The sequence below is a fragment of the Streptomyces sp. NPDC001157 genome, from assembly GCF_053598255.1.
The window spans coordinates 104320-129755 of record NZ_JBSFJW010000014.1; the positions used below are offsets into that span (position 1 = coordinate 104320).

The 25436-nt window shown below is 70.8% G+C and carries 19 protein-coding genes; 1 reads left to right on the forward strand and 18 read right to left on the reverse strand.

What is annotated here, in order from left to right:
- Positions 1-13 precede the first annotated feature (13 nt).
- Genes ACWDAG_RS24470 through ACWDAG_RS24510 form a run of 9 tightly spaced genes read right to left on the reverse strand, consistent with a single transcriptional unit; the run spans position 14 to position 12503 of the window.
- Entirely contained in the window at positions 14-2152 is a 2139-nt protein-coding gene (locus ACWDAG_RS24470; RefSeq protein ID WP_450697687.1) for a hypothetical protein, read from the reverse strand.
- Positions 2152-5904: a putative baseplate assembly protein gene (locus ACWDAG_RS24475; RefSeq protein WP_450697688.1), complete on the reverse strand. Its 3753-nt coding sequence runs from the start codon at positions 5902-5904 to the stop codon at positions 2152-2154. Before ACWDAG_RS24475 ends, ACWDAG_RS24470 begins: the two co-directional genes overlap by 1 nt.
- Positions 5901-9017, reverse strand: a complete 3117-nt coding sequence (locus ACWDAG_RS24480; RefSeq protein WP_450697689.1) for a putative baseplate assembly protein — start codon at positions 9015-9017, stop codon at positions 5901-5903. The genes ACWDAG_RS24475 and ACWDAG_RS24480 overlap by 4 nt, the downstream gene beginning before the upstream one ends.
- Positions 9014-9403, reverse strand: a complete 390-nt coding sequence (locus tag ACWDAG_RS24485; RefSeq protein WP_450697690.1) for a GPW/gp25 family protein — start codon at positions 9401-9403, stop codon at positions 9014-9016. Before ACWDAG_RS24485 ends, ACWDAG_RS24480 begins: the two co-directional genes overlap by 4 nt.
- Positions 9400-9735: a hypothetical protein gene (locus ACWDAG_RS24490; protein ID WP_450697691.1), complete on the reverse strand. Its 336-nt coding sequence runs from the start codon at positions 9733-9735 to the stop codon at positions 9400-9402. The genes ACWDAG_RS24485 and ACWDAG_RS24490 overlap by 4 nt, the downstream gene beginning before the upstream one ends.
- Positions 9736-9756: 21 nt before the next feature.
- Entirely contained in the window at positions 9757-10293 is a 537-nt protein-coding gene (locus tag ACWDAG_RS24495) for a phage baseplate assembly protein V (protein WP_450697692.1), read from the reverse strand.
- Positions 10294-10320: 27 nt separating this feature from the next.
- Positions 10321-11460, reverse strand: coding sequence for a hypothetical protein (locus tag ACWDAG_RS24500; protein ID WP_450697693.1), 1140 nt, complete (start codon positions 11458-11460; stop codon positions 10321-10323).
- Positions 11453-11806 carry a hypothetical protein gene (locus ACWDAG_RS24505; RefSeq protein ID WP_450697694.1) on the reverse strand — a complete coding sequence of 118 codons (354 nt, stop codon included), beginning with the start codon at positions 11804-11806 and terminating at the stop codon, positions 11453-11455. The genes ACWDAG_RS24500 and ACWDAG_RS24505 overlap by 8 nt, the downstream gene beginning before the upstream one ends.
- 10 nt (positions 11807-11816) lie before the next feature.
- A complete protein-coding gene (locus ACWDAG_RS24510; protein WP_450697695.1) occupies positions 11817-12503 on the reverse strand; it encodes a hypothetical protein in 687 nt (228 codons plus the stop codon).
- A 57-nt stretch (positions 12504-12560) separates the two neighbouring features.
- Between ACWDAG_RS24510 and ACWDAG_RS24515 the strand changes: the two genes are divergently transcribed.
- Positions 12561-13145: an alpha-ketoglutarate-dependent dioxygenase AlkB gene (locus ACWDAG_RS24515; protein ID WP_450697696.1), complete on the forward strand. Its 585-nt coding sequence runs from the start codon at positions 12561-12563 to the stop codon at positions 13143-13145.
- Between the two features lie 14 nt (positions 13146-13159).
- Here ACWDAG_RS24515 and ACWDAG_RS24520 read toward each other — a convergent pair whose 3' ends face one another.
- Genes ACWDAG_RS24520 through ACWDAG_RS24560 form a run of 9 tightly spaced genes read right to left on the reverse strand, consistent with a single transcriptional unit; the run spans position 13160 to position 25409 of the window.
- Positions 13160-13669 (reverse strand): hypothetical protein, encoded by a 510-nt coding sequence (locus ACWDAG_RS24520; protein WP_450697697.1) that lies wholly within the window; start codon positions 13667-13669, stop codon positions 13160-13162.
- A gap of 7 nt (positions 13670-13676) precedes the next feature.
- Complete coding sequence (locus ACWDAG_RS24525; protein WP_450697698.1) at positions 13677-20054, reverse strand: Rossmann-like fold-containing protein; 6378 nt, start codon at positions 20052-20054, stop codon at positions 13677-13679.
- Positions 20051-20215 carry a hypothetical protein gene (locus ACWDAG_RS24530; protein ID WP_450697699.1) on the reverse strand — a complete coding sequence of 55 codons (165 nt, stop codon included), beginning with the start codon at positions 20213-20215 and terminating at the stop codon, positions 20051-20053. The genes ACWDAG_RS24525 and ACWDAG_RS24530 overlap by 4 nt, the downstream gene beginning before the upstream one ends.
- Positions 20212-20532: a hypothetical protein gene (locus tag ACWDAG_RS24535; RefSeq protein WP_450697700.1), complete on the reverse strand. Its 321-nt coding sequence runs from the start codon at positions 20530-20532 to the stop codon at positions 20212-20214. The genes ACWDAG_RS24530 and ACWDAG_RS24535 overlap by 4 nt, the downstream gene beginning before the upstream one ends.
- Entirely contained in the window at positions 20523-22463 is a 1941-nt protein-coding gene (locus tag ACWDAG_RS24540; protein WP_450697701.1) for an ATP-binding protein, read from the reverse strand. The genes ACWDAG_RS24535 and ACWDAG_RS24540 overlap by 10 nt, the downstream gene beginning before the upstream one ends.
- A gap of 32 nt (positions 22464-22495) precedes the next feature.
- The gene (locus tag ACWDAG_RS24545) at positions 22496-23353 is read right to left on the reverse strand and encodes a DUF4255 domain-containing protein (protein ID WP_450697702.1); all 858 of its coding nucleotides are present in this window, start codon (positions 23351-23353) and stop codon (positions 22496-22498) included.
- A gap of 49 nt (positions 23354-23402) precedes the next feature.
- Entirely contained in the window at positions 23403-24131 is a 729-nt protein-coding gene (locus ACWDAG_RS24550; RefSeq protein WP_450697703.1) for a hypothetical protein, read from the reverse strand.
- Entirely contained in the window at positions 24124-24852 is a 729-nt protein-coding gene (locus ACWDAG_RS24555; RefSeq protein WP_450697704.1) for a T4 family baseplate hub assembly chaperone, read from the reverse strand. Before ACWDAG_RS24555 ends, ACWDAG_RS24550 begins: the two co-directional genes overlap by 8 nt.
- A 32-nt stretch (positions 24853-24884) precedes the next feature.
- Positions 24885-25409, reverse strand: coding sequence for a phage tail protein (locus ACWDAG_RS24560; protein WP_004003113.1), 525 nt, complete (start codon positions 25407-25409; stop codon positions 24885-24887).
- Between the last annotated feature and the right edge of the window lie 27 nt (positions 25410-25436).

A 25436-nucleotide genomic window follows, 5' to 3' on the forward strand; every position in this document is an offset into this window, starting at 1 on the left:
ACGGCGGCACTGCTCAGGTCACGAAGAAGATCCCGGCGTCCGAGCCCGCGGGCGTGTACTCCGCGAGCCGCGCCCGCAGACCGTCCTCGCGCTGCGGCCGGTACAGGTCGTGGAAGGCACCCATCTCGGCACCGTCGTCCGCACCGCGCCGGATCTCCTCGGGGCATCGGTCGGCCAACTGCCCGTACCAGGGCGTCCCGTAGCGCACGGCGGCGAACAACGGCCGTACGTCGGTGCAGCGATGGCGGCGCGGGGTGCGCGAGCCGGCGGGGACGGCCGAGTACCGCAGACACCCGATGCCGCGACGGGCCACGTGCAGTTTCCCGGTGAAGACCGAGTTCTCGGCGATCTCCACCGCATGGGTGTGGACCTCGCCGATGACGGTCGTGCGGTGCACATGGAGCACGGCGTGGGCGTGCCGGCAGTCCGGGGCGGACAGGGCCTCGCGGTCGTGGCCGGTGGCGTCCAGGATGCTGTCGCGGAGGTGGATGTCGAGGGGGTCCTCGCCGACCTCGTCGCCGATGACCTCGATGGTGCCGAGGATGCTGTGCTCGATCTGCAGGCAGGCGGTGGTGCGGTCCAGGACGATGCTGGGCTCCTCGGGCGAGTGCGGCTCGCACTCGGGCTCCAGCGACCAGCCGGGTACGAGGGTGCTGTGCCGTACGACGACCGCACCCATCGGGCCGGTGACGTTGATGCCGCGCCCGGCGACCAGCAGCCCGTCGAGGACGATCCGCGGCCGCTCGTGCGGCGCGCAGTCCTCGTGTACGGCACGGATGTTGAGGGCGTCGGGCCGGTTGCTGTACCAGTCGAGCAGCCGGATCACCGGCCGCGCGCCCTCCGCCGCCCGCAGCTCCAACCGGTCGCCGGGGTCGAGGTCGAAGTCCAGCTGCTCCTGGTAGGCGCCGCTGTGCGTGATCTCGATGATGCCGTCGGGACCGGTGTCGCCTGCCCGGCGGTCGTGCTGCCAGGCCCGGTAGGCGTCCATGATCAGGCGGTACGGCTGCCCCGGGCCGACCCGGTAGAAGGTCGCGTCCGGCCGCTCCACCCGGTCGGGCCGCTCGTACTCGCCGCCGCCCATGTCGGCGCCGTACCCGTAGTGGTAGTCCACCCACACGCCCTGCCGGGGCGCCGACCGCGACCCGAACGCGATCCGCCCGAGCTCCGGGTCGACGGCGATCTGCCCGCGCCTGGGCCGGTAACGCCAGTCGGACAGGTCGGCGACCACGATGTCGGAAGGCGGTACGGGCTTGTCCTCGCCGTCGCGCCGGATGACGAAGCTCTTGCCGGGACCGTAGTAGTCCAGCAGCCGGTCGTGCAGCAGACGGCGGGTGATGAACGCCGGGACGTTGTCGACGGTGGCGATGTGGGTGGGCGACGGCTCCGGTACCGGCTTGGTGACCAGAGGGCTGTCGTTGCCGAGGATCGAGAAGGTGTACAGGTTGCGGGCGCGGTCGATGCAGTAGGCCGGGGAGGAGGTCAGCGAGTACGCCTTGAGCCGCCAGACGAAGAGGGCGACTCCGGCTGGGCTCCAACCTCCCTGTCTGCGCGTCGAGTTGGCGCGACGGACGTCGACGGTACGGGCCGTGGTGTCGAACGGAGCGCCCTGGAGCGCGAGCGCCGAGCCGTCCCTGAGGTCGACGAGACGGCCCCTGCCCGTGTCCCGGTACAGCTTCACGGACTGGTTGTGCGCGACCAGCCGCGACAGCTCGACGGCGCGGGCGGGATAGCCGGCGACCTGCTCGGAGAGCTCCTCCAGCAGGTGCAGCGTGCCCTTTCGGCGCCGGCCCGCGACCGTGGCGGCCACGTCGGCGCGCGGGGCGATCGCCTCCGCGAGAGCCTCCCTGCCGCCCTCGTGCAAGCCGGTGGTGAGGACGCGTTCATAGCCCGGCAGGGTGCGGTAACCGACCAGGTCACCCAGGTACGGCAGCACCCAGGGGGCCGCCGTCTCCACGAAGAGGTCCTCGTAGCCCTGCGCCACGCCGTCGCGGACCCGGTCGAGCTGCTCGGCGATCACGGCGAGGAGCGCGCGCAGCGGCTCGCCCTCCTCGGCGTCGCGCAGGAGGTGCCAGCGGGGCAGCAGGGCGGCGAGGCCGTCCGGCTCACGAGAGGTCGCCGGGGCTTCCGTGTCGAACTGCACGTCCGGGGACATCACTTGACCTCCGTGAGGATGAGGGTGTCCGCGGCCCGCGGGGCCAGCAGGGTCAGCTGGGCGGGGCGGATGCCGCGGAAGACGTACACCGACCGGCCCTTCTTCAGGCGCCGGGTGTCGGTGATGTCGGGGTTGAGGCGCAGGAGTTCGGCGAGCGGGATGCCGTAGTGGGCGCAGACGGACGACAGGGTCTCGCCGTTCGTGTCGCGGACGGTGTGAATCCTCTCGTCGTACGCCGCCGGGTGCGCGGGCACACTCGAACGGGGTGGGCCGGGGTGGGTGAGCAGCTTGGCGAGTTCTTTGGGGGTGATGGAGGCAGGGACGCCGGTGAAGACGTCGACGTCCACATAGTCGACGCCGGGCACGGTGTGGGCGGTGGCGAGGAGGTCGGAGAGCCGGGCGGGCTGCCCCAACTCCCGGCCCTCGTAACCGAGTCGGCGCAGCAGCGCCGCCCGAAGCCGGGGCTCGACGTACTCCCACGCATAGTCCGGGGCCACCTTCACCCTGGCCGCGACGAGCAGCAGCACCAGTTCGCGCACGTCCACGCGGACGGCCAGGTTGCCGTCGCCGTACTCGGTGAGTGCCCCGCGCAGGGCACGCAGCGTGTCCGAGTCGCCGTCGAGCGGTACATCGTCCGTACCCGCGACGGTCACGTGCAGCACGCGCCGCCGCCCGTCGAAGAGTTCACGCGCGGCGGCCCGGCCGATGCCGGCGCGGGAGCGGGCGAAGTCCTCGTAGTCGGCGGCGGAGACGAGCCGGTCGAGTGCGGAGACGGCGAGGGGGATCGTACGGCGGGTCAGGCCGGGTCCGTCGGCGTCCGCCCCGCCCGTCGCCGGGCGGGGGTTGGTGACCGCGGTGACGCCGAGCGGGCGGGTGAGGGGCTGGGTGATGCGGTCGGCCGGGACGTTGGCCGCCCTGCCGGTGCCGAAGCGGTAGCGGGCGTGGACGTTCTCGTGGCCGCTGGGCAGCCGGGCGCCGTGGATGCCGTCGCCGAAGGTGACCGTCGTACGGCCGTCGGAGGCGGTTCCGGTGATGTAGACGCGCTCGCGCGGGCCGCGTCCGGCGAGGCTGTCGACCTCGTGCCAGAGCACCCCGTCCACCCGGATCTCCAGCACCGGAGTGGCGCCGAGGGGGTTGTCGTCGGCGAGCCAGGTCAGCGGGGACTGCCAGAGCGCGAACGTCTGGCCCACGCGGTCCGAGTCACCGCTGCCGATGGCCTCCTCCCGGCTCTCGCCATGGGTGGCCTCGACCACGTTGCCCAGGATGCGGACCGTCTCGCGGTGGTAGCGGTAGGTGAGATCCGTGGTCAGGGTCAGCCGGGTGTGGACGCGGTCGCCGGGCAGCCGCGGGTCGACGGCGGCATCGGCGGCGGCGATCGAGACGACCTCGGTGGCGCTCACCCCGGTCGTCCCGGGGATGTCACTGCGCTCACCGGCGACGACGAGCAGACGCCCGGGTCGCAGTCCGTCGTACAGCTCGGCGAGTTCGATCTCGTTGCCGTGCACCTCCTCGCCGAGCGGCTCGTCCGCGAGCCGCAGCAGCTCGCCACCGGCGTACACGGTGGTGTCCCGGATGTGCGACAGCAGCACGTCGAACTCGTCCAGCCAAGGGTCGGCGAGGGTGAGTTCGGTGCCGCGGCCGGTGATGCCGTAGTTGGAGTACGCAGCGGTGCGCGCCGCCACGACCTGGGTGGTGACGAACGCGAGCTTGGCGTCGCCGGGTATGCCGTCCTGGGCCCCCTTCGCGGGACGCCGGATCGCGACCCAGCTCCCGACGGTGATGCTCGTGTGCACGCTGTCGAGCTGCAGCACACGCCGGTTGACCGGCGCAGGCTTGCTGGCGATGACGATCTCGACGTTCGGCTCGGCGCTCCCTGTCGTGTAGCGCAGGCTCACCTCGTACTCGCCGTGCGTGAACTGGACGGGGATGCCGGGCCGCAGGGGGACGTCCTGCGCGGTCCCGTTCCTGACACCGACGTGCACCAGCCCGTCGTCGCCCGGCCGGGACACCGTCAGGGTGCGCTCGGGGAGTCCGTCGCGGAGGTGGATGCTGACGGCGGGCTCCTGGCCGGAGCCGCTGGAGAGGTCGACATGCCCCGGACCGAGCCCGAAGTTGACCTGCTGAGCGAGCGGCAGCGTCACGGCCCGCTGATCGGAACTGTTCCCCTCGACATACTGCAACTCCGCCCGCACCGGCGCTCTGCCTCCGGTGTCGTAGACGACCCGCATCCCGGTCAGCACGGCCCCCGTCAACGGCCAGTCCGCACTCCGGATCACCCGCCCCTTGTCGTCCTGAACGGGCTTGAGCGGCGCGGTGGAACCGAAGGGGGCGGCGGTGACACGCATGGCGAGCAGGGCGCGCAGAAGCGGAGCAGACCCAGGGGCAACAGCTTTACGCCAGGCCGGATAGAGACTGCCGAGGCGAGGGTTGAGGGCGCGGAGGAGGCGGGCGGTGTCGGTACCGGGCCGTTGGGCGCGTACACCGCCGGGTGCGGCTGGAGCCTGGGCGCGCAGAGCCGGGAGGACAGCCGCCAGCGCCTGAAAGGCGGCGGCGCGAGAACCGCCTGTTAGGGGCGCGGGGAACTGCGCGACCAGCCCAGACGAAGCCGCAGACACCAACCCACGTGCCGAGGCACTCTCAGACGTGCCCTGCGCAGGAGCCAGCTCCAGTGCCCGCCCAGCCAGTTCGGCCAGAACGGCCTGCAGCTGCTCGAACCAAGCAGCCACGTCCTCCCACGGCTCGGCCAACACCTGCGCCTCACCAAGCCGCGCGACAGGCTCCGCCAGAACGCCCGCCAGACTCTCCGGCGTCTTCACGCCGTCCAAAGCCGTCCGCAACGGGCTCAGCACCTGATCCTCGAAGTCCTCGATCAACCGGCTGACAGGCCGAGGATTGGGCACCTCCGGCGTAGGCGGCTCATCCCCCGGCTCCCCCGGCCCCGCAGGCAGGGCAACCCACCGCCGCACCTCGTCGACAAGCTCCTTCAACGTAGGCGGCGCGGACCTCGGCAACGAGACAGCCGTGACGTCCTCGTCACGGTCGATCCGCACACCGGCGACAGGGAGCAACTTCCGCTCCCCACCGGCCTGCTCACCGAAGACGAACAGCAACTGGTCCCCGACCTGCAGGGAGTTCGCCGTGCCCTCGACGAACAATTCGGGACGCCGCTCAAGATCGTCGGGCGTCACCAAGGACGGCCGACGCCTCCGCACCTTCAGCTCGTTGAAGTCCCAGCGCGCGCTGAGATCCCGGCTGGTCTCGAAGGTCAGCGACTCCTCGTCCGCGGAGGCGGGCACACTGTGGGCGCGCGCCCCACGCGGGATCACGACGGGCAGTGTCTCCGCACGCGGATCACGTTCGAGCGTGTACGCGAGATGGGTCGCGGCGGCGACACCGGGCCGCGGCCGGTGTCCGACCAGCCGCCCCAGCAGCACCAGCGACCGGTGCTCGTTCGCCGTACGGACATACGCCTCGTCGGCGATCCGCTCCGAGTGGAAGGTGAGCAGGTCGCCGAGGACGGCGGTGGCGTCGAGAAGCCCGATCGCCGGGTCGTCCGGGGTGCGGACCGTGAGCCCCTCCAGGGCCGGGTACGCCGGTGAGGCGAGCCGGTCGAGCAGTGCGGCCAGGAAGGAGCCGTACTCGCCGACGCGGTAGTCGAGGGCGGTGCGGCCGGGCGGGTTGTGCGGCGGGGTGGGCGCGAGGCGCTCGTCGTGGCCGCCGCAGCCGCAGGTGCACTCATCGGTGGCGGTCATCGGGCCGCACCTCCCAGGGATATCGCCAGCAGGCCGTTCTCCGGCCGGTCCGGGTCGTTGTCGCAGGTGGCGATCTCCAGCGGGCCGAGCCGCAGCACGCCTTCCTCCCTCTCTCCTCGGTCCTGTTCGAACAGCCGCCGCAGCCGGGTGACTTGGACACTCTCGACTCCCGGTACGGCCGCGGCGGCGGCGACCAGCCGGCTGAGCCGTACGGGTTCGCCGAAGGTCAGTGCGTCCGGGTGGAAGAACCCGAGCCGGCCGTCGGCGAGTCGGCCGTTGCCGAGCACGCGGTACAGCTCGGCGAGGATCTGCCCGTGCTGGTGGCCGGGCCTGGCGCACACGGTCAGCGCGATGTCGAGCGGTACCAGGCGGGCGGGGCCGACCACGAGGTCGTGGCCGATGCGCCGGTACGCCTCCAGGGACTGCTCGACGTGCGCGAGCAGCTCGGCGGACGGGTCGGCGCTGCCGTATGCGTCGATGGCGATGTGGGCCTCCTGGACGCTGCCGGTCCAGCGGATCTCGGCGGCGGCGCGCTGCACGCCGGGAAACTGTGCGGCGAGGGCCGCGTAGTCCTCGGCGGTGACCGCGCGCAGTCGGGTGCGGCGCAGGTCGAGCGGGGCCAACTGGCGTGCCTGCTCGACCGGTTCGGGCTCGACGCCGCCGGTGGCGGGCAGCGGGTTGCGGACCACGGCGGCCGGCGGCTGCTCGCAGTCGCTCTGGATGACCAGGTGGTTGATGGCCTCGGCGCCGACGTTGCCCGCGATGCCGCCGCCGAGCCGGTAGTGCAGGGCGAGACGTGCGCCCGGCGTCGGCTTCGCGCCGTGCCGCCCGTCGCCGAAGCGCAGGGCGAGGCGGCCGTCGTCCTCCAGTTCGCCGACGAAGTGCCGGTCGCGAGGGCCGCTGTGCAGCAGGTCGCGGCGGGGCAGCCAGGTCAGGTCGCCGTCCTCGACACGTACGGCGGGCAGGGCGCGGCGCGGTTCCTGGGCGAGCGCGGCGGTCGCGGAGCCGCGCAGCACCGGCTCGTCGGGGTGCAGTCCGGCCGCGTACGCCGGGCCCCAGGTGTGTGCGATCTCCCAGGCGATGTGCCCGTCCAGGACCGTGCCCGCACGGGCCCGGGAGGCGAGGACGGCCACGCGCCGCAGCTTCGCGTCGAGCAACTCGTCGTTCCGGTGCAGGAGTTCACGCAGGGCGCGGACGGGATGCGTACGGAGCTCGAACCGCTCGATGACCTTCAGGCCGTAGATGACGGTGAGTTCGTCGATCTCCTCGTCCCCGAGCCCGTCGCGGTCGCGGGCGCTGCGCCACAGCTCGACCAGCCGCTGACGGACCGCTCCCGGGATCGCGGCGATCCGCGCGGCCTGCCCCGCGGCCACGGACTGCGCGTCGGGGAAGGCCACCGCCTGCACCACGGGTGTACGCGAGAGGACGGGCCGGAAGCGCGGCGCGATGCCGGGATAGACAGACTGTGCGAGCAGGGTGCGCAGGGCCGCCGCCTGGGCGTACGCGGTGCCGGGCACCACACGCTCATGCCGTTGCCCGGCGCGCTCCAGTCCGATTCCGGCGCGTACGGTCGCCGCCTCGCCGACCACCTCGAAGAGTTCCCGGACGTCGTCGGGTACGAGGGCCTGAGCGCTCTCCGTCTTGTCCGTGAGGGAGTTGATCAGCCGCGCCAGGGCGTTGCCCTCCTCGCGGTCGTGGCAGCCGAAGGCGGGAGGGGCGCAGGCGGCGACGACGGCCGGCTCCGGCGGCACGGTGGCCGTCTGCGGGAGTCCGGTGAGCGTGCGGCCGTGGTCGACGAGGACGACGTTGCCGCGGGCCAGGGTCACGTCCTCGACGGGCAGGCAGTCGCGGCCGCCGCGGGTGGTGAGGCAGAACGGGAGGCGAAGTGCGTCCTCCGTGGCCCAGGTGACCTCCAGGACCGGCTGGTCCTCGATGCGGTCGATGCCCGGGGTGACGGAGGTGAGGCGTACGGCCTGCCGGTGGCTCGGGTCCTGGTCCCCGGGGGTGCCGGTGCGCGGGCCCTTGACCTCCTCCAGCACCAGCAGGTCGCCGGGGCGGAGGGCGAGTCGACGGTCCCGGCAGGTCTCCGGGTCGTCCCACTCGTCGCGCAGGGTGGCGGAGGTGGCGCCCTTCGGCAGGGTGCACACCTCGCCGCCCCAGGTCCACAGACGGATCGCGTTGTGGGCGACTCTGAGCTCCAACGGGTCGGCGGCGACGACCGGTTCGAAGACCTCGACCGATCCGCGCTCGTCCAGGTCGCCGAGGTCGTTCTCGTCGATCACCGTGCCCGGTTCGGGCCGGTCGTGCGGGTCGAGGGCGCGGACGTCGACAGAGGCGAAGCGGAAGGTGCCCGGCGCGAGCGTGGTGTCGCCGGTGGTCTGCACGGTGACGTACGCCCGTGCGGTGCAGCCGTCGTGCATGGCGTAGTCGATGAGCCGGACGTGCCGCCGTACGGAGACCCTGCGCCGCGCGGTGTCGAGGTAGGCCTCGGTGGCCACCGCGTCCTGCTGGTAGCTGATCTGGTCACCGGTGTACGCGAGCAGTTCGACGAGCGTGACGCCCAGGTCGGCGGGGTTGCGCTCGACCCAGTCGGGCGTGGTCAGCGCGAGCCGGTCCAGGAGCAGCTTGCGGATGGTCTCGTAGTCGCGGGCGGTGTAGTCGACGACGGGTGCGGCGGGGAAGGCCTCCGGCTCCGGCTCGTCGTCCTTGCAGTCGAAGGGCGTCGGGCAGTCGGGCCGGAAGGAGAAGGAGGCGCGGTGGTAACGCTGGTCGAAGCCCCGGAAGAGTTCCGTTCCCGGGCGGCCGTACGGATCGGTCTCGACGAGCGCGAACACGTACCGCGAGGTGTCGCCGGCCCGGTCGAGGGTGACGTAGAGCCGGTCGTCGAGCTCCGGGTCCTCCTCGCGCTCGACGCTGACGTCGACGGCGGTGATGCCGGTGATGCGGCGGCCGCCGTCGATACGGACGTTCTCGGGGCCGAGGCCGTGCGGGGCCTTGCCGAGGAAGGTGACGGTGAGCAGCAGCCCGTCGTCACTGACCTCCACCGCGTCGACTCCGTTGAGCTGCGCGGCTCTCACCTTGGCGCGGCGGGAGGTGGTCGTGCCCGTGCTCATGCCGCCCTCCCTTCGAAGACGTCGTCGGTCCGGGCTCCGGTGGCCCGCAGGACGTACGACAGGTGGACGCGAACGGCGTTGTCGTCGCTGACGATGTCCAGGGCGACGACGTCGATGAGGTCGCCGAGCCAGCGCTGGAGCGAGGCCTGCACGGAGAGTTCGAGCGTGCTGACCAGCTCGGGGCTGTTGGGCGCGAACACGAGGTCGAGGAGGCCGCAGCCGAAGTCGGGGCGCATGACACGCTCCCCCGGGCTGGTGAACAGCAGCTGCTCGATCAGGTCGTGGACGTGCGCGGCGTGTCCGGCGTGGGCGGTGCGGCCACGGCGGTCGGCGTGGAAGGGGAACGCGATGTCGGTGCGCGGATGCTGGCGTGTGGCGCGGCTCATCGGACGGTGACCTTTCGCTGTGCGGCCTGGACCAGGGGCGGTCCCTGCGGCACGAAGGCCGCCGTGAAGCACTCGGCTGCGGAGGTGTCGAGCAGCACGGGCGCGCCGTCGACCGTGACCCCGCTGCCGTCGGCGGTCCAGCGGACCGAGACGCACGGCGAGGGGACTCCTGCGACGGAGTGCGGGCAGCCGGTGACGACGTACGCGTGCGCGCCCGTGGCGACGGCGGCGCCCCCGATGCGTACGCCGCCGGAAGGTGTGGTGGCGGCGGTGACCCGGCCGCCGTGCGGGCAGCCGATCACGGCGCTCGCGTCGAGCAGACTCCCGGACAACTTCTCTTCTCCCCCGTGTTGCTAGCGCTTCGGTTCCACGGTCAACTGACCCTGGTTGACGATGACTTGACCACCACGCAGGAGAATCTCGGCGCCCGCTCCGTTGGCGATGACCACGGTCTCCTTGGTGATGCGGATGAAGGCACCGCCCTGGGCCTGCAGCAGAATCCCCTGCTCGGCACCGGCGGTGTCGTCCATGACGATCTTGTGCGCACCCGGTGTCTGTACGACGACCGGTTTGCTGGGCGAGTTCGCCTGCAGCGCGCGGCGTGCGTCGGGCGGCAGCTCCTCGGCGGCGCCGTACCAGCACCCGGTCCAGACAGGGAAGCTGGGATCCCCCTGCTCGAACTCCACCCACACACCGGCCCCCGGCGCCGGCACCACGAACTGCCCGGCCTCCGGCCCGGTGAACGGCAGGCAGGGCAGCGCCCAGGTGGACGGCTCGTCACCGAGGACGTCCGGGACCTCGACAGTGATACGGCCGATGCGCAGGGGGTCGTTGTTGTCGACGACCCGGCCGCGGAACTTGCCGAGGTAGCGATTGTTGGGTGCCGCCATGCTGAACTGCTCCTGAGTGATTCGGTGTTACGGCCGGACGGTGTCGGTGAGGGCTTCCAGTCCCTCCCTGGAGAGGGTGAAGTTCTGCTGGAAGGACCCCGGCCGCAGGTTGTGCGTGACGGACTTGACGTAGTAGTCGCCGTCGTACGCCCGCCCCGAGCCGCGCACGCCGACCAACTGGCGCGGCTGCAGGATGTAGCCGTGCCGGTTGACGTCGAGCGACCCGGACCCGGAGACGACGTCCGCGGAGACGGCGGCCCGGGCGAGAAGCTCGGCCTCGGCCTGCTCGCGCTGCTGCTTGGCGGTGCCGGACAGGGTCCTGCGCCTGAGGGCAGGGGTGGGGCGGCGGCCGAGGGGCGGACGCAGGGGGCTGATCGGCGGCTGGGGCAGCAGCGTGGACACGCGGGTCCCCGGGTCCTGCCAACGGGCCTGCGGTTCCTCCCTCGCCGTCCCGTCGTAGGCGAAGGTCAGCTGGTCGACGGTGGTATTGGCGTCCATGTTCACGTTCAGGGCGTGCTGACGGATGCCGAGGCGGACTTCCGGGCCCCAACGGGCGGAGGACTGGCCGGGGTTGGGCCCGGGTTCGAGATAGAAGGTGTAGCCGTTGGCGCGGGCGAGATCGGTCACGTACTGGAGGTCGGTACCGGTCTGGTAGTGCACACGCAGATCCTGGTGCGGCGGCTGCGCGATCTTCTCTGCGTAGACGTCGGGCCGTATGCCGTAGTCGGAGTAGCGGCGCAGGATGTTGAGGACGCGCTCGGAGGGCGGCAGGTTGGGATACCGGGCGGTGCGCTCCTCGAGGTCCATGAGCAGGGTGAGGTCCTCGCCGGTGACGGTGAGGGTGGAGTGCCCGGGCTGATTGCTCGCACCGACCTCCTGACGCACGATGAGCCCGTCGAAGAGAACATCGGTCGTTCCCCGGACACTGACGGTGACGATGAGCCGCGTCTTGGGATCGAAGAACCCCTCGGGCAGCAGCCGCTGGTTGATGATCCCGGTCTTGGTGAGGTCGAAGGCGAGCTGGAACCCGCTCCTCTCCCCCGCGGTGGCGGTGATCTGGGCGGACAGCAGTGCCTCGGTCACCTCGGCCGGCACGGGCTTCACGAGCTTCGGCCCCATGAGAAGCGTGATGTGGACGGGGCCGTGCAGCACGGGCTGTTCAGACACGGCGACGCCCTCCGGGCTCGGGGATGTCGACGATCCGCCCGGCCTCGTCGGTCAACTCCCGTGGGTCGATGACGGGGTTGGCGTCGGCGATCCGCCACCACTGACCCGGGTCGCCGAAGAAGCGCTGGGCGAGCAAGTCTGGTCGCTCCCCTGCACCCACGACATGCTCCTGCGTCTCCTGGGCGTCGAGAGGGGGCAGCAACCGGCGCTTGGCGTAGCGGACTTCGGTGCCGTCCTCCTGGACGTGAATGCCTATCTCGGCGTCGTGGTAGCGGCTGGTGCGCGGATAAGGGTGAGCGCCCGGTATCGCGCTGAAGGCACTCTCGTAGGACTCGATCTCAGCCATGGGTTCGGACTCAGCCCCTTCCACTCAGTACGTCGGCACCAGGCAGCCCGAGCGCCCCGAGACTCCCGCCGCGCGCGGCAGCGGCGAGCCGCTCCTTCTGCGCGAGGTGGGCCATGTACAGATCGGCACCGCGGTGTCCGGCCGGCAGATCACTGACGGTGAGGATCTTCATCCCGATGCTCAGCGAGGCTCGAATCGGATTGAGGTTCACGTCGAAGGCGGACTCGTTGACGGAAAGCTCGGTGAGCCGCACGGGCATGACCCGCTTGCTTCCCCATGTGAACAGCGTGAGCGGCATCTCGATCGGGCTGATCTCGATGGTGCCCTTCTCCGCCAGCCGACTAGCCGCCCGCAACTGGGCCGTGGTCGGCTGCACGAGCATTTCAAGGGTGGCGAGTTGGGGGTGGATCCCGTCGGGCGCGGCGATCTCCAACTGGTCGGTGGCATCGATCTCGGCGGTGAACTTCCAGGTCTCTTCGGCGGGGCCCTTGAGCCGAAGCGCCTCGTTGCGGTCTCCACCGCCCTTGCCGCCACTGCCGCCGTCACCGCTGTCACCGGCGGACTGGGGGGCGATGCTGCGCTCCAGGGTGTCCGGGTTGAACTGGAGGACGATGATGCGCTGGGGGGTGCCGGTGTCGGGGTTGACGACGACTATTCCGGAGCGGATGGGTTTGGGGATGTCTGCGTAGCGGGTCATAGGGGGCTCCTTGAGCTGTGATCGCCGGTACGACTACCCGAGGGATATGCTGACGTCATGCTTTTCGAATTCCCCTCGGAGGAAGTGACCGTCCCAGGACTTCAGCACTTTCGACAGCGAGTCACTCCCGCGAGACAGACCGCGTTGTTGGAAACGATCGACCGCTCGCCATGGCTGAACGATCTGAAGCGCCGAGTGCAGCAGTATGGATACCGATACGACTACCGCCGCAAAGGACTTGACCCTGCCTCCCGAATCGGACCACTTCCCGTGTGGGCCTTGGATTTGATCGACGAATTCCGCCACGAAGGACTGACGGACACTTCTTACAATCAATTGATCATCAATGAATACACTCCAGGCCAGGGAATTTCCCCGCATATCGACTGCCGCCCCTGCTTCGATGACACCATCTTCTCCCTCAGCCTCGGCTCGCCATGCATCATGACCATGCGGCACATTGAGTCGAATCGAGCGAGAGACATCCTTCTCGAACCGGGCGACATACTGCTGATGTCCGGCGAGGCACGCTACGACTGGCGGCACGGCATCGCACCCCGCAAGACCGACAGAGTTTCCGGAAGAGTCGTCAAGCGAGGTCGTCGAGTTTCCCTTACATTTCGCCGGGTGCTCGAGGATTGAGTAGAGATTTTCCATCATGCGAGCTTCGGCCTCTCGAATCGTCCGCGTACCTCGATGAGCCTCTGCAGCCACTCACAGAAGTCGTCGGCGTACCGAATGAAGGGCTGCTCGGACTCCCTCAGGGTCGAGTCGGCCCGGTAAACGCCCGGCGGCCTGTCGCCTGCCACACTGAAAGCGAAGTCGTGCTCATACGAGTCGACCAGTTCACCGTCCGCGACTTCGCTGTAGATGCACTGGGCGAAGACAAGGAACCCGTTCTCGTCCACCAGCGGAAAATCGGGATCGACAATATCGGTGGACGTTCCACCGAAACCGAAAATGTCGACGATACGGGTCGCGTCCGAATTCTCGGCATAGGCTCCCGCATACTTCATCAGGAAGCCGACATAGCCTTCGTCCTCAGCGATCGAGGGATGTTCGCCGATGAATCGATCCAGCTCGGATTGCAGCTCTCGATTCGGATCGGTCGGATGCTCCGGACCGCGTCCCGTGACGGCACCGACCTGTTCCTCGAGCAACTTCACAAGGTCATCAACGCGCACTGCGGCCCTCGGCTTTCCTGAAGACGAACGTTATACCGGTGGATATGTCAGCGGGCCTGGCCCCGGCCGCCGTTGTTTCGTGATAATACCCGGGATAGTCGTTCTGTCTGAACGGACGCTCGGCCGCCAACCTCATTCCAGCCGCTGCTCCGATTTCACGCGGGCGCCACCTCGAGACGTACCAATTGCTCTTCAGGGTCACGGAGACCGTTCCACCGGGAGCGAGTACTTCTCTGGCGCTGAGCAGGAAGGCGGACAGCAGGGCCTGTCCCCTGGTGGCCACACCCTGTCGATCGCCTCCAGGATGCGGGAACATCCAGATGATGCTGTCGTAAAGGACTCGCGGTGTGCGCGCATGGAGCCGTGTCGCGTCGACGTTGTACTCGACATTGACCCCTCTGTTCCTGAGCTCTTCCGCCCGTCGCAGAGTCGACTCCTCCTTGACGTCCTCCTCCTTCTCATAAATGGTCGAAGTGATGTTGGAGGGTATGTTGCGGTTGAGGTTGAGATTCGCCTCGGTGAAGGACAGGTTCCCCTCGCCGACGAGCAGGGTTCTCCCTGAGGCGGGAACAAGCCTGTCGTCCCTCGCCTCAACGACCCTGCGTCCGGCCAGAGTCACCTCTCCGGGCGCGCTGCGGAGGGCGAGCGCGGCTGGGCTGTTGTCTGCCGCCCCTTCTGTCGGCTGCCTTTCCTGCCTTTCCTGCTGCTCCCGTTGCTGCTGTTGTTGCTCCTGCTTCTTCTGTTGCTCTTCCGGATCCACTTCGATGAACTCGTTGGTGGGCTTCTCCGGGTTGAGCGTCGCCCAGATGTTGCCGCGCTGCAGACCCCGGCGTTCGAGCGACGTAAGCCGGTACCAGGTGCGCAGGGCCGAAAGGGTGCCCTGCAGCGCGAGCGGATGAACTCCCTTGTGCAGCACGGGACTGAGAATCCTGTGGACACGCGGCACGATCTTCTGGAGCCGCGCCTCCTTCGACTCCTTGGACTTCTCGTCCTTCTTCCGCTGGTCCTGTTTGTTCCTCTTCTGCTCCTGCTGCCGCCGCTTGTGGTCGCGGAACTGGTCCTTCTTCTTCTTGAAGTAGTTGCGCAGCTTCGACGCGCCGTTCTTGAGCGCCTTGCCGAGCTTCGACTTCTTCAGCTTCCGGCCAAGGGTCTTCGCCGCGTTGCCGACCTTCTTGAGGGCGGACTTGACCGCTCCCTTGGCCTTCGAGAGGGCCTTGCCCACAGGGGACTTGGGCTTCTTCGGCTTGGTCGGCTTCGGGCCCTCGATCTCCTTCTGCTTCTTCTTCGGGGCGCTCTCCGGAGCCTTGTCCTTGGCGGGCTCCCGTTCCTTGGCAGGCTCTCGCTCCCTGCCGGGGGCCCTGTCCTGCGACGGGTCACGCTCCTTGTCGGGCTTCGTCTCCTTCGGCTTCGTCTCCTTCGGCTCCGTCTCCGCAGCATCCGGCTTCTTCGCCGGTCCCTTGGGTGTCGCGTGGTTCTTCGGCTTCACCGGGGACTTCTCTTCCGGTGACGGCCTGCCCTTCGGCCTCGGCTCCGCGCCGTCCCGGGACAGCGCCTGGCGGGCCTTCCGCACCGCAGCCCGCGCCGAGTTCACCGCCGACCCCGCTGCCTTCTTCGCCCCGCCCCCGACCTTCTTCAGGCCGTCCATGATCTTCTGGGCCATGCCCTTGAGGCGTTTGCCTACGCCCTTTGTGGCTGAAGCCAGTTTCTGGAGGAGGAAGTTGGTGATGAAGTCCAGCAACGCCACCACGCCTGCTGCGACCGCTTCCGCGAACAGGCACGCCGCCGGGCCCGCCTTGACCGCCTTCAGGTAGGCCCAGAACTTCGAGAACGCCGACAGGATCGAGCTGACCGTCGACCACGCCGCCATCAGGCCCTGGATGATCGTGAGGATCGCGCCCGCCGCCGGGACGATCATCGAGACGACCTTCTCGATGACCAGCGTCGCGATCATCATCGGCAGCGACGCGATGATCGCGTCCCAGGCCATCTTGCCGATCTGTTTGATCGACACGCAGCCCTTGACCAGGACGTCGATGACCGCCTTGCCGAGGCCGAGGATGCCCTCGACCTTGGTGTCGAACCATCCCTTGACCGCCACCTTGATGGCGCCCCAGAGGTGGTCCGTGATGCCGGTCTTCGCCGCGCTGCCCGCCTTGGAGATCCAGCCGCCCGGGTCCGGCGCGATGTCCGCCACCAGCGCCGCGAACTTCCCCAGCGCCTCGATCGCCGCCTGGGCGAACTTGATCGCGCCCACGATGATCGCCTGGTACGCCTTGATGACCGCCTTGACGCCCGCCTCCAGGACGTCCAGCAGTTTGTTGAGGCCTGCCGCCAGCGCGTCCAGCAGCGTGTTGACCGCCTTTTTCAGGCCGTCCGCCAGCTTGTTGACCGTAGCGATCGCCGCGTCCCGCAAGCCCTCGATCGCCTTGCGGAACTTGTCCCGCAACTCGGGGAAGGCCGCCAGCAGCGTGTCGCCTATCGCTATCAGGACGTCCGCCAGCGCGTTGATCGCCTTGACCGCCAGGTCCCGTACGAAGTCGATCGCCTGGTTGGCCCACTCCTTGAACTTGTCGATGATCCCGTTGACGGCCTTGCGGGCGGCGTCGAAGACCGCGGTGACCGCTGCGAGCAGGCCCTTGAAGAAGTCGGCGACCTTGTCCGCGATCCAGCCGAGCAGGCCTCCGGAGGGCTTCTTCTCCTCCTTCTTCTTCCGGGCCTCCTTCTCGGCGTTCTCGCGCTCGGTGTCGATCGAGGCGTTGTCCTTGTCCTTGCGCTCGCCGACCTCCTTGTCCTTGTCGTCGCGCGCCTTGACGATCTCCTTGTTCTTCTTGCCGTGTTCGTCGTCGGACCGCTTGTCCGCGTCCTCGATCTTCTTGTCCTGCTCGCCCCGCCAGTCCTCGCGCTGCTTCTGCGTCTCGCGCGCGACACGACCGCGTTCGGCGGTCTGCTGCGAGGTGTTCCGTTCGACCTCGCTGTTGATCTCGGCCTGCTTGTCCTGCTTGGCCTGCTGCTCGCTCTGCTGGTGCTCCTTGTCCTTGGCATCGAGGTCGCCCTGCGCCTTGCCCGCGCCGGCGGTGATCTCGGTGCCCTTCTCCTGCTTGGCGACGGCCCCGACGCCGGCCTTCGGCGCGGGTGTTGCCTCCAACCCGCCCGCCTTGCCACCGCCCGCGCCGCCGGACGCCTTGCCGCGGAGCTGTTCCGCGGGCGCGTTCGGGAAGATCTGGTCCTCGCCGAGCGGCTTGGCGGCGTCCTCGCGGCCCGTCGACTGCAGGTCGGACTGCTTGTCCTTGAGCGCCTTGGCCTGGTCGTCGGTGCGGGTGGGGTCGCTGGCGCCTTCGAGTCGGATCTTGGGCGCCGGGCCCACCGTCTTGTTCTCGAGTTCCGGGTCTGTCGTCGGGACCGCGTCGGCCGCCGCCTCGACGTTCTTCGCCTCCGCCTCGCTGAGCCCCTTGTCGGGCACGGCGGGGGCCGGCGGCGGCGCCACGTCGTCGGTGGGCTGCTTGCCCTCGGCCTTGTCGCCGCCCTTGGCCTTCTGCTTGTCGCCCTGGTCCTCCGGCCCGATCCGCTCCACCTTGCCGGTGACCTGAGCGGCCTCGGGCGCGGCCTCGGGCGGCGCCGAACGTGTCTGCGGTGCCCCCGAAGGACGTTCCCGCGCAGGCGGGGCCGCGTCGAGCCGCTTCTGCTCCTCGCCGATCTTCTTGTCCGCGGCCTTGTCGACCCCGGGCATTGCGGCGGCCGCCTGGTCCGGCGCCAGCTTGCTGACGGTCTGTACGGCGGCCTTGGGGTCCTGCCCCGAGACGTCCGGCGGGTCCTGCTGCTTCTCTTCGGGCGCGGCCTCGCCGCCGCCCCCGCAACCGCCCTGCCCGCCCTCGTCCTTCTCCGGTGCGGGTGCAGGCGGCGCACAGCCGCCGCCGTCCTTCTCCAACGACGCCTCGGGCCGCGGCGCATCCGTCGCCTCGGTCTGACCGGGCCCGTCGGTCTGTTCGGCGGCCGGGCTGACCGCCGCCTGTGCGACGGACGGCGCGGCACCGGGTCCGGCAGCGGTCGTCGGCCCGGTCCTCTCGGCGGCGCCCACGGGTCCACGCGGCGCGGCGCCGGGCCCGGTCTCCTTGGGCACCCGGCTCTTCGCCGCCGGCGCCTCCCGCTCGGACCGCGGCGGTTCGGCACCGCGCCGGGCGGCGGGCGAGGGATCGCGGTCCTCGACCGGGGTCACGGGCGTCTGCGCGCCCGCGGGCTTCGACACGGCCGCCGCCACCGGGCTCGCGACAGGGGGCGCCGCGGCCGACGGGGATCCGGCGCCCGTACGGGACTCCGCAGCCGTACGGTCCCGCTGCTCGCTCTTCTCCGCCTCCGCGTCCTCGGCGTCCGGCTTCTCGTCGTCGTCCGCCCGGTCGCCCTCGGCGGACTCCGGCTCCTTGTTCTGCTCCTTCTCCTGCTGCTGCTCCGGGTCGGGCTTCTCGGCCTCGGGCTCGGGCTTCTCCTTGTCCTGGGTCGCCGGGTCCTGGCCGACCTCCTGGTCGAGCGGCTTCTCGGTCTCCTGGAGGTCCTTGGTGCCGCGGTCCTGGGCCTGCGCGGCGGGCCCGTTCTCGGGCTGCGGCGCCTCGCCCGCGACGGGCCCCTCGTCCTGGCCGGGAGCCTTCTGCTCGGGCCCGGCGTCGTCCTCGTCCTGCTCCTGGTCCCGCTTCTCCCGGTCCTGCTCGGTCTTCTCGGCCTTCGTCGGCGGAGGAGTCGGGAAGGAGGGCACCGACGGCTCGGCGGCGCCCGGTCCGAGTTTGTCCGCGGTCGGTACGGCGGACAGGTCGAGGTCGGCGTCGGGCAGGTAGTCCTCCGGCTTGAGCGCGGGCTCCTCCTCCGCGCCGGGCGCCCGGCCGCTCTCGTCCTCGCCGCCCGCGATCTCCTGGTCGGCACCCGCTTCGAGGCCGAGCGGCCGCTCCTCCTCCCGGAGTTCGGGCTCGGCGCCGCCGTCCTCGTCCTTGTCGTTGAGCCCATGCTCGGACAGCGCGGAGTCGGGCTGTTCGGCCCGTTCGTCCACCTTCTCGGGGCGTACGGGACCGGGCTGCGCCTTCTGCTTCGGGTCCGGCTGCTCGTTCCTGGAACCGGCGCCCGGCTGCGTCTGGTCGTCCCGCTGCTTGCGCTTGTCGGCGCCCGGCGCGCTCGCCTGCTGCGGGTCGGCCTCCTCGCGTTCGCGCTGTTCCTTGCGCTCCTCCTTGGCCTGTTCGGCGCCCTGCTGCTGTCCCTGGGTGCGCTGGTCGGCGGCCTGATCGGTGCGCTTGCGGTCGGCGGCGCCCTGCTCGTCCTTCTGCTGTTCCTCCTCCTTGGCCTGCTGCCGGGAGGCGTTGCGCTCGTCCTCCTGCTCGGTGCGCTGCGCGGCGTCCTGCTCCTCGGTGGCAGCGTCCGCGCGGGCCCGGCTGCGGTCGCTGCCGCTCTTCTCGTCGCGAGCCTTGGCGTCCTTCTGCTCTTCCTGGGCGTCGGCGGCACGCCTGTCGCCCGAACCACGGTCGGACTCCTGCTTCTTCTGCCACTGGACGCGCTCGACGCCGAGTTCCTCGAAGAGGTCGACCTCGGGCAACGGCGCCTGGGTGGGCTGCAGTTCGACCGGTCCGGGGCGGGCCTGGTCGGCGATCTCCAGGAGACGGTCGTACTCGGGTGTCAGCAGCCGGTTCTCCAGGCGCTCGACGACCGCGTCCTCCAACTCCTGGGACATACGGGCCAGTTGGAGCCGTACGCGGCCGGAGGCGTCGGTGGGGTCGCCGCGTAGGGAGCGCAGTACATTGCCCGCGAGGCGGTCCACGAGGGTTGCCGGGTCGATGGCCTCGGCGCGCATCCGGTCGGCGTCGACGGTGGCGTACCGCAGCCAGCCGGGGGTGGCCTGGCCCTCCTCGACCTGCGGGGCCGACTCCGCATCGGGCCCCACGAGTTGCTGGGCGGTCTGCTCCGCCTCCCGCTCGATCGCCTGCTGCGGCAGGCTGACGGCGCCGAGTTCGCGGCCGGCGCGCAGCGCGCCGAGGCCGTGCGGGTTCTGCACCGTGTGCTGGAGTTCGTGGGTGAGCAGCCGCCGGCCGTCTTCGGTACCGGGCCGGAAGGCACCCTCGCGGAACAGGATGTCCTGGCCGACGGCCACGGCGTCCGCGCCCAGCAGTTCGGTCAGCTGCCCGGCGTCCCGGCCGGTGTGCAGCCGTACCCGGCTCAGGTCGTGGCCGAGCTGCTCCTCCAGCTCCCGTCGCAGACCGGGGTCGAGGGGCTGTCCGGCGCCGCTGACGATGTTCTTCGGCTCGGGCGCCCGGGACTTGGCGGCCCGCTCCTTGCGCTTGCGGCGCCGCTGCTCGGCGGCCTGCTCCGAAGCGGCGTCCTGGGTCCGGGAACTCACCGGCCCACCTCCCCGCGGCTGCCGAGCGCCTGGTGGGCGCCCTGCGCCGGTTCCTGGTTCAGGCGGCGGGCGGACACGTCGGCGCACCGCCCGGCACCGCTGACGACGCCCTCCGACCCGGCCGGCCACCCCACACACACATCCCGCGTCCGGGTAATCACCGACCCACCTCCCCGTGTCCGCTGAGCCCCTCGTGCACGGCACGCGCCAGCTCCTGGCCGAGGCGCCGAGCGGAGAGCCCGGCGGGCAGGGGCGGCAGTCCGGACAGTGCGTCGACGGCCAGCGGACCTTCGGCGGCCAGGGGCACTCCGTGCAGCCGTACGAGGCGCGTCAACTCGTCCTCGAACGCTTTCGACACGCGCTCGGGGTCGGCCCGGAAGCCGTCGAGCACCAGTTCGCCGACCTCGATCCGGACAGCCGAGGGCTCCCGGTCCCGCGAAGGGTCGCGGGAGAGGTCCCGCGAGTGACTCACACCCATCCGCGGACCTCCGTAGGCGTCAGCGAGCGCTCCAGCTTCAGGTACTCGGTGCGGGCCGCGGCCAACATGTGCCGCATCTGCAGCCGGTCGCCCTCCTCGGCGGCGAGGAAGGCCCCGGACAGGGCGATGTTGCGGATCGAGCCGCCGGCGACGGTGAGCTGGGCGAGCAGCGCCGGGTCGATGTCCTTCACCGGGGCCTGCGGCGGCAGCACGCGCCGCCAGATCTCGGCGCGCTCGTGCTCGGCGGGGAAGGGGAAGTCGACGACGAAGCGGATGCGCCGCAGGAACGCCGTGTCGAGGGCGTTCTTCATGTTGGTGGTGAGGATGGCCAGACCCCGGTAGGCCTCCATCCGCATCAGCAGATAGCTGACCTCCAGGTTGGCGTACCGGTCGTGGCTGTCCTTGACCTCGCTGCGCTTGCCGAACAGCGCGTCGGCCTCGTCGAACAGGAGCAGGGCACCGCCGCGTTCGGCGGCGTCGAAGACCCGGCGGAGGTTCTTCTCGGTCTCGCCGATGTACTTGCTGACGACCTGCGAGAGGTCGATGACGAAGAGGTCGAGGCCGAGTTCCTTCGCCATGACCTCGGCGGCCAGCGTCTTGCCGGTGCCGGAGCCGCCCGCGAACATGGCGGTGACGCCCAGGCCCCGGCGCAGGGTGGCGGCGAATCCCCATTCCTGGTGGACGGTCGCCCGCTGCCGGACATGCGCGACGATCTCCCGCAGCACACTCGTCTGCCGCTCGTGCAGCACCAGGTCGTCCCAGCCGGCCTGCGGTGCGATCCGGCGGCCCAGCTCGTCCATGCCGATCCGCGCCTCGTCGAGCCCGGCCCGCCAGGCGAGTTCGGCGGCGTCGTACTCGTCCTCGTGCGGCAGCCGACGGTGCACGGCGGCGGCCGCGGACCGCACGACATGCGGTGGCAGCTGGAACTGGGCGACGAGAGAACGGAGTTCGCTTTCGTCCAGTTCGACCGCTTCGAAGGCGCCCGCCCACAGGGCGAGTTGCTCCTCGTCGTCCAGTTGCGGCACCGTCACCCGGGCCCCGTACGAGCGCTCCGACCGCAGCGGGTCCTCGCTCGACACCACCACCGGTACGGCCGCCCCGGCCAGGAAGGACTCGGTCGCCGCCCGCTGGTCGCGGTCCAGTTCGCCCGCCTCGACGAGCAGCGCGGCGGGCAGCAGGATCGCCTCGCGCTGCCACAGCCGGGCCAGCCGGTCGCGTTCGGCCGGGTCGGACGGGATGTCCTCGGCGCTCATGGAATACAGGCCGAGGCCCGCCCGGGCCGCCGCGGCCGCGGAGATGTCGGCCCGGCTGCGCAGATCGCCGCCGGTGACCTCGACCAGCGGCGCCTCGCTGGCGTTCGTCCAGCCTTCGGCGAGACGGGTGGCCGCCAGGTCGTACGACGGTGTCAGCGCCTTCGGCACCGGGGTGCGGCGCAGCTGCCCGTGCAGCCGGGCGTCCAGATAGGGCGAGCCCAGCAGGAAGTGCAGGATCCGCTCGTCCAGCCGCAGCCGGGAGGTGGTCAGCCGTGACTCGTCGTCCAGCTCGACGATCCGCCACCGCCTCAGCGGCGCCACGGGCGTCAGCGCGCTCCAGTGCGGGTCCGCGAGAGCGGCGAGGGCGAGGGAGAAGGTCGGGTACGCGCGTTCCGGGTCGCCGCAGGCCGCGGCGCACCGGGTGGCGGCCGTGGGCTCCAGTTCGTGGGCGGCGGCGAGGAGGACGAGGTCGCGCTCGAAGGGGGTGAGGCTGAGGCAGGCGACGAGGGCGTCGAGGGGGGCGGTGTCGGGGCCCTCGGCGGGAACCACCTGGGCGCCGGGCGTGCCGGGCTGCTCGGCGGACCGTGCCGCATGCGCGTCGACGCGGGCCAGGACGCGCCGGATCTCCGCGGTCAGCGTCGTCCCAGCGCCCTGCCCACCGTGCTCGTACGCCCCCATGCTTTCACCTGCCCCCGTCGTCCCCATGCCGCTCAGTTCTCCGTGCTGTCGTCGCCCTGGCGCGGGGCGGGCCTGGCGGCGCGGGGTGCCGCCTTGCGGGTGCGCGCGGGCGCCTTGGTGGTGGTCTTGGCGACGGTCTTCGCAGGGGCCTTCGTGGTCTTCTTGGCAGGTGTCTCGACGGGGGTGTCCGCCTTCTCGTGCACAACTTCGGCAGGGGCCGATCCACTTGATGGACCGTCACCCGCAGGTTTCGGCCCCGGAGGGACCGGTGCGCCCGGCGCCCCGAACGGCAGCACCCGTACCGCGGGCCGCTCGACCGGCCGGCCCGGTACCGGGCTCTCACGGCCGTCGATGAGGACGAGCGTCGCCTGATAGACCACCGACAGCGTGTACGGGGTCTGGTAGAGCATCCCCCACAGCTTCGACGTCTCGTCGACATCCATCACCGTCGGCGTGAACCGCACCCGCTGCGCGGCCTCGGCGAGGTCGCTGCCCGCCAGGTAGGGGCGCTCACCGGCCTGTTCGATGACGTCCTTCGGCAGGACGGGGATCTCGTGCAGGGTGCGCACCACGGAACCGATGAGGCGCTGCCCGACCAGTTCCCGCTCGTCGCCGTACGCACTGATCAGGTAGTGCAGGTCGAGCGCCGCCGCGGGCCGCTTGACCAGCGTGCCGTCGGCCGCGCGGGTGGGCAGGTCGTTGTTGCGCAGCGAGGTGTTGGGCGTGACCTGGTACAGGAACACGGAGATGGTGGGCTGTTCCAGCTGCGGATCGGCGGGCGGCTTGCGCGGCTCGACCTTGACGGCCTCGCCGAACTCCGGCCCCACGTTGTTCTCGATCAGCAGGGCGAGAGCCTGGGTGACATGGGCGATGGCAAGTGCGTTGCTCATGACGTCAGTTCCTCGGTTCCTCTCGTCCTGCTGCTGTGTGCGTGGCGGCTCACTCGCGCCCCCGGGCCAGGTAGTCCGCGAGGCTCAGGGCCGTCCCGGGCCGCTCCGCCGTCTTCCGCCGCTGCCCGGCGCCTTCCGCGGCAGCGGAGGCGGTCACCTCCAGCCGCCCGATCTGCACCTGCACCACCTGCTCGGTGGGCTTGGCAGGCCGCCGGGCCGCGGCCTGCCGTACGGCGTCGCGGGCTGCCGCCGTGTCGGCGGCGCTGGGTCGCAGCGCCGCCGACACGGCTTGGGGGGCGGCCTCCGTACCCGGGGGGATGGGCACGGACACCGCGGTCTGTGATGCTCCTGGCTCCGCACGGCCCCGCCCGGCCGCGCGCCGCCCGGCGTCGGGCAGCGGCCGCAGGCCCGGCGCAACGGGTGCGACCGGACGCAGCAGGGGTGCCTCGGCGCGGACCGGCTCGGACGGACGCGAGGCCGGTTCGCCGGGCTCCCGTTCGGTGTGTACGACGGTCCGCTCCCGTTCCGTGTGCGTGTGGGTCCGAACGCCCGACGGACGCGGAGCATCCGGCGGCGCGACGGCGGCCGGCGTGGTGGCGGGCCACAGCAGCGTGTCCTCGTCCGATGCGGGTGCGGCGGCCCGTACCGCCTCGACCCGCTCGAACGGGCCGGGCAGCCGGGGCCGTACCCGCACCGCGGCCGGTCGTGGGGCCGTGTGCCGCGCGATCAGCCGATCGAAGAAGTCGGGGAAGTCCGGCTCACCCCGGGTGTCAGACATCGGCACACAGCTCCAGGTAGTAGCGGCGCCGCGTCGGGCTGAGCGCCAGGATCTCCGGCTCGCTCCAGCCGTAGGCGGTGGCGAGCAGGTGGACGTCGAGGAGCACGTCCCGCGCCCAGGCGTCCAGTTCGGTCCACAGGTAGGAGGCGATGTCGAGTTCGGCGCGGGTGGCCTCGCCGCACTCGGGGCAGGCGACGTTGAGTGCCAGGTCGGCGCCCGGGTCCGCGGCCTCGACGGCCTCGGCGATCCGGCGCTGCACCGGCAGGGGCAGCTCGCCCGCCGCCGCTGCCGTCCCGTCGTGGGTCGCCGAGACCAGGCACCGGGCGAGCAGTGCCGTACGCGGGTCGGCCGCCCGGGAAGCGGCGTGCAGGTCGGCGACGCCGGGCAGCCTGAACTCGACGTCCCAGCCGTCCTGTTGCACCCGTACGACGGAGTCTCCCGAAGAGCCGAGTGAGCCCGCGAGCTCCCCCGCGTCCAGGTCGAACTCCATGTCCGCCCCGCACGCGGCGCACTCAAGGCGCACCTGCATCCGCTCGCCGAACAGCGCCCGGCGCAGCGCGAACAGGTCCGCCTCGCGCTCGCCCACCGGAAGCTGCGGCAGCCTGCCGGTGTCGACGTCGGGCCGTGCCGTGCGGTGCAGCAGCAGTGCCCGTCCGGCCGGTGCCTGACCGAGCCCGGCCTCCCAGGCGGCCAGCAGTGCGGCCGCCCCGGTGATCGCCATGTCCCTCCCCGTTTCCCTCAACTACCCCCGAGTCATGCCGGGTTGAGGAACGAAGGCTCCTCCGGCTCGGGCACCTCGTAGTCCCGCTCCCAGCCCTCGCACTCCAGCTTCAGCGACTGGATGGCCACCGCGTTGGCGTTGGCGTCCAGCTCGCCGAGGACCTGGTACTCGCTCGGCCAGGTCCGGTAGAGCTTGTGCGAGACGGCGACCTGGCCGGCCTCGTTGAGGACCTGGATGACGATGTCCTTGCGGAAGTCCGCGAGGGACACCTCCGAACCGAGGCCCGCGCCGACCTGCCAGACCTTGTTGGCCCAGCGGTCGAACTCGGGGTCGTGGGTGACCCCGCGCTCCAGGGTGATGCCCTCGAACTCGGAGCGGCCCGGCGACTTGCGCGGGGAGGACGGGTCGCCGCCGTGGCGGTGCTTGACGACCTCCGTGGTCCGCTTCAGCGGACTGATCTTGCTGATGCCGGCGACCGTCCGACCGTCCCACAGGACCAGGAACTTGAAGTTCTTGTAGGGGTCGAAGCGATGCGCGTTGACCGTGAACTCAGCCATCGATTTCCTTCAGCTCTCCGAGATTGA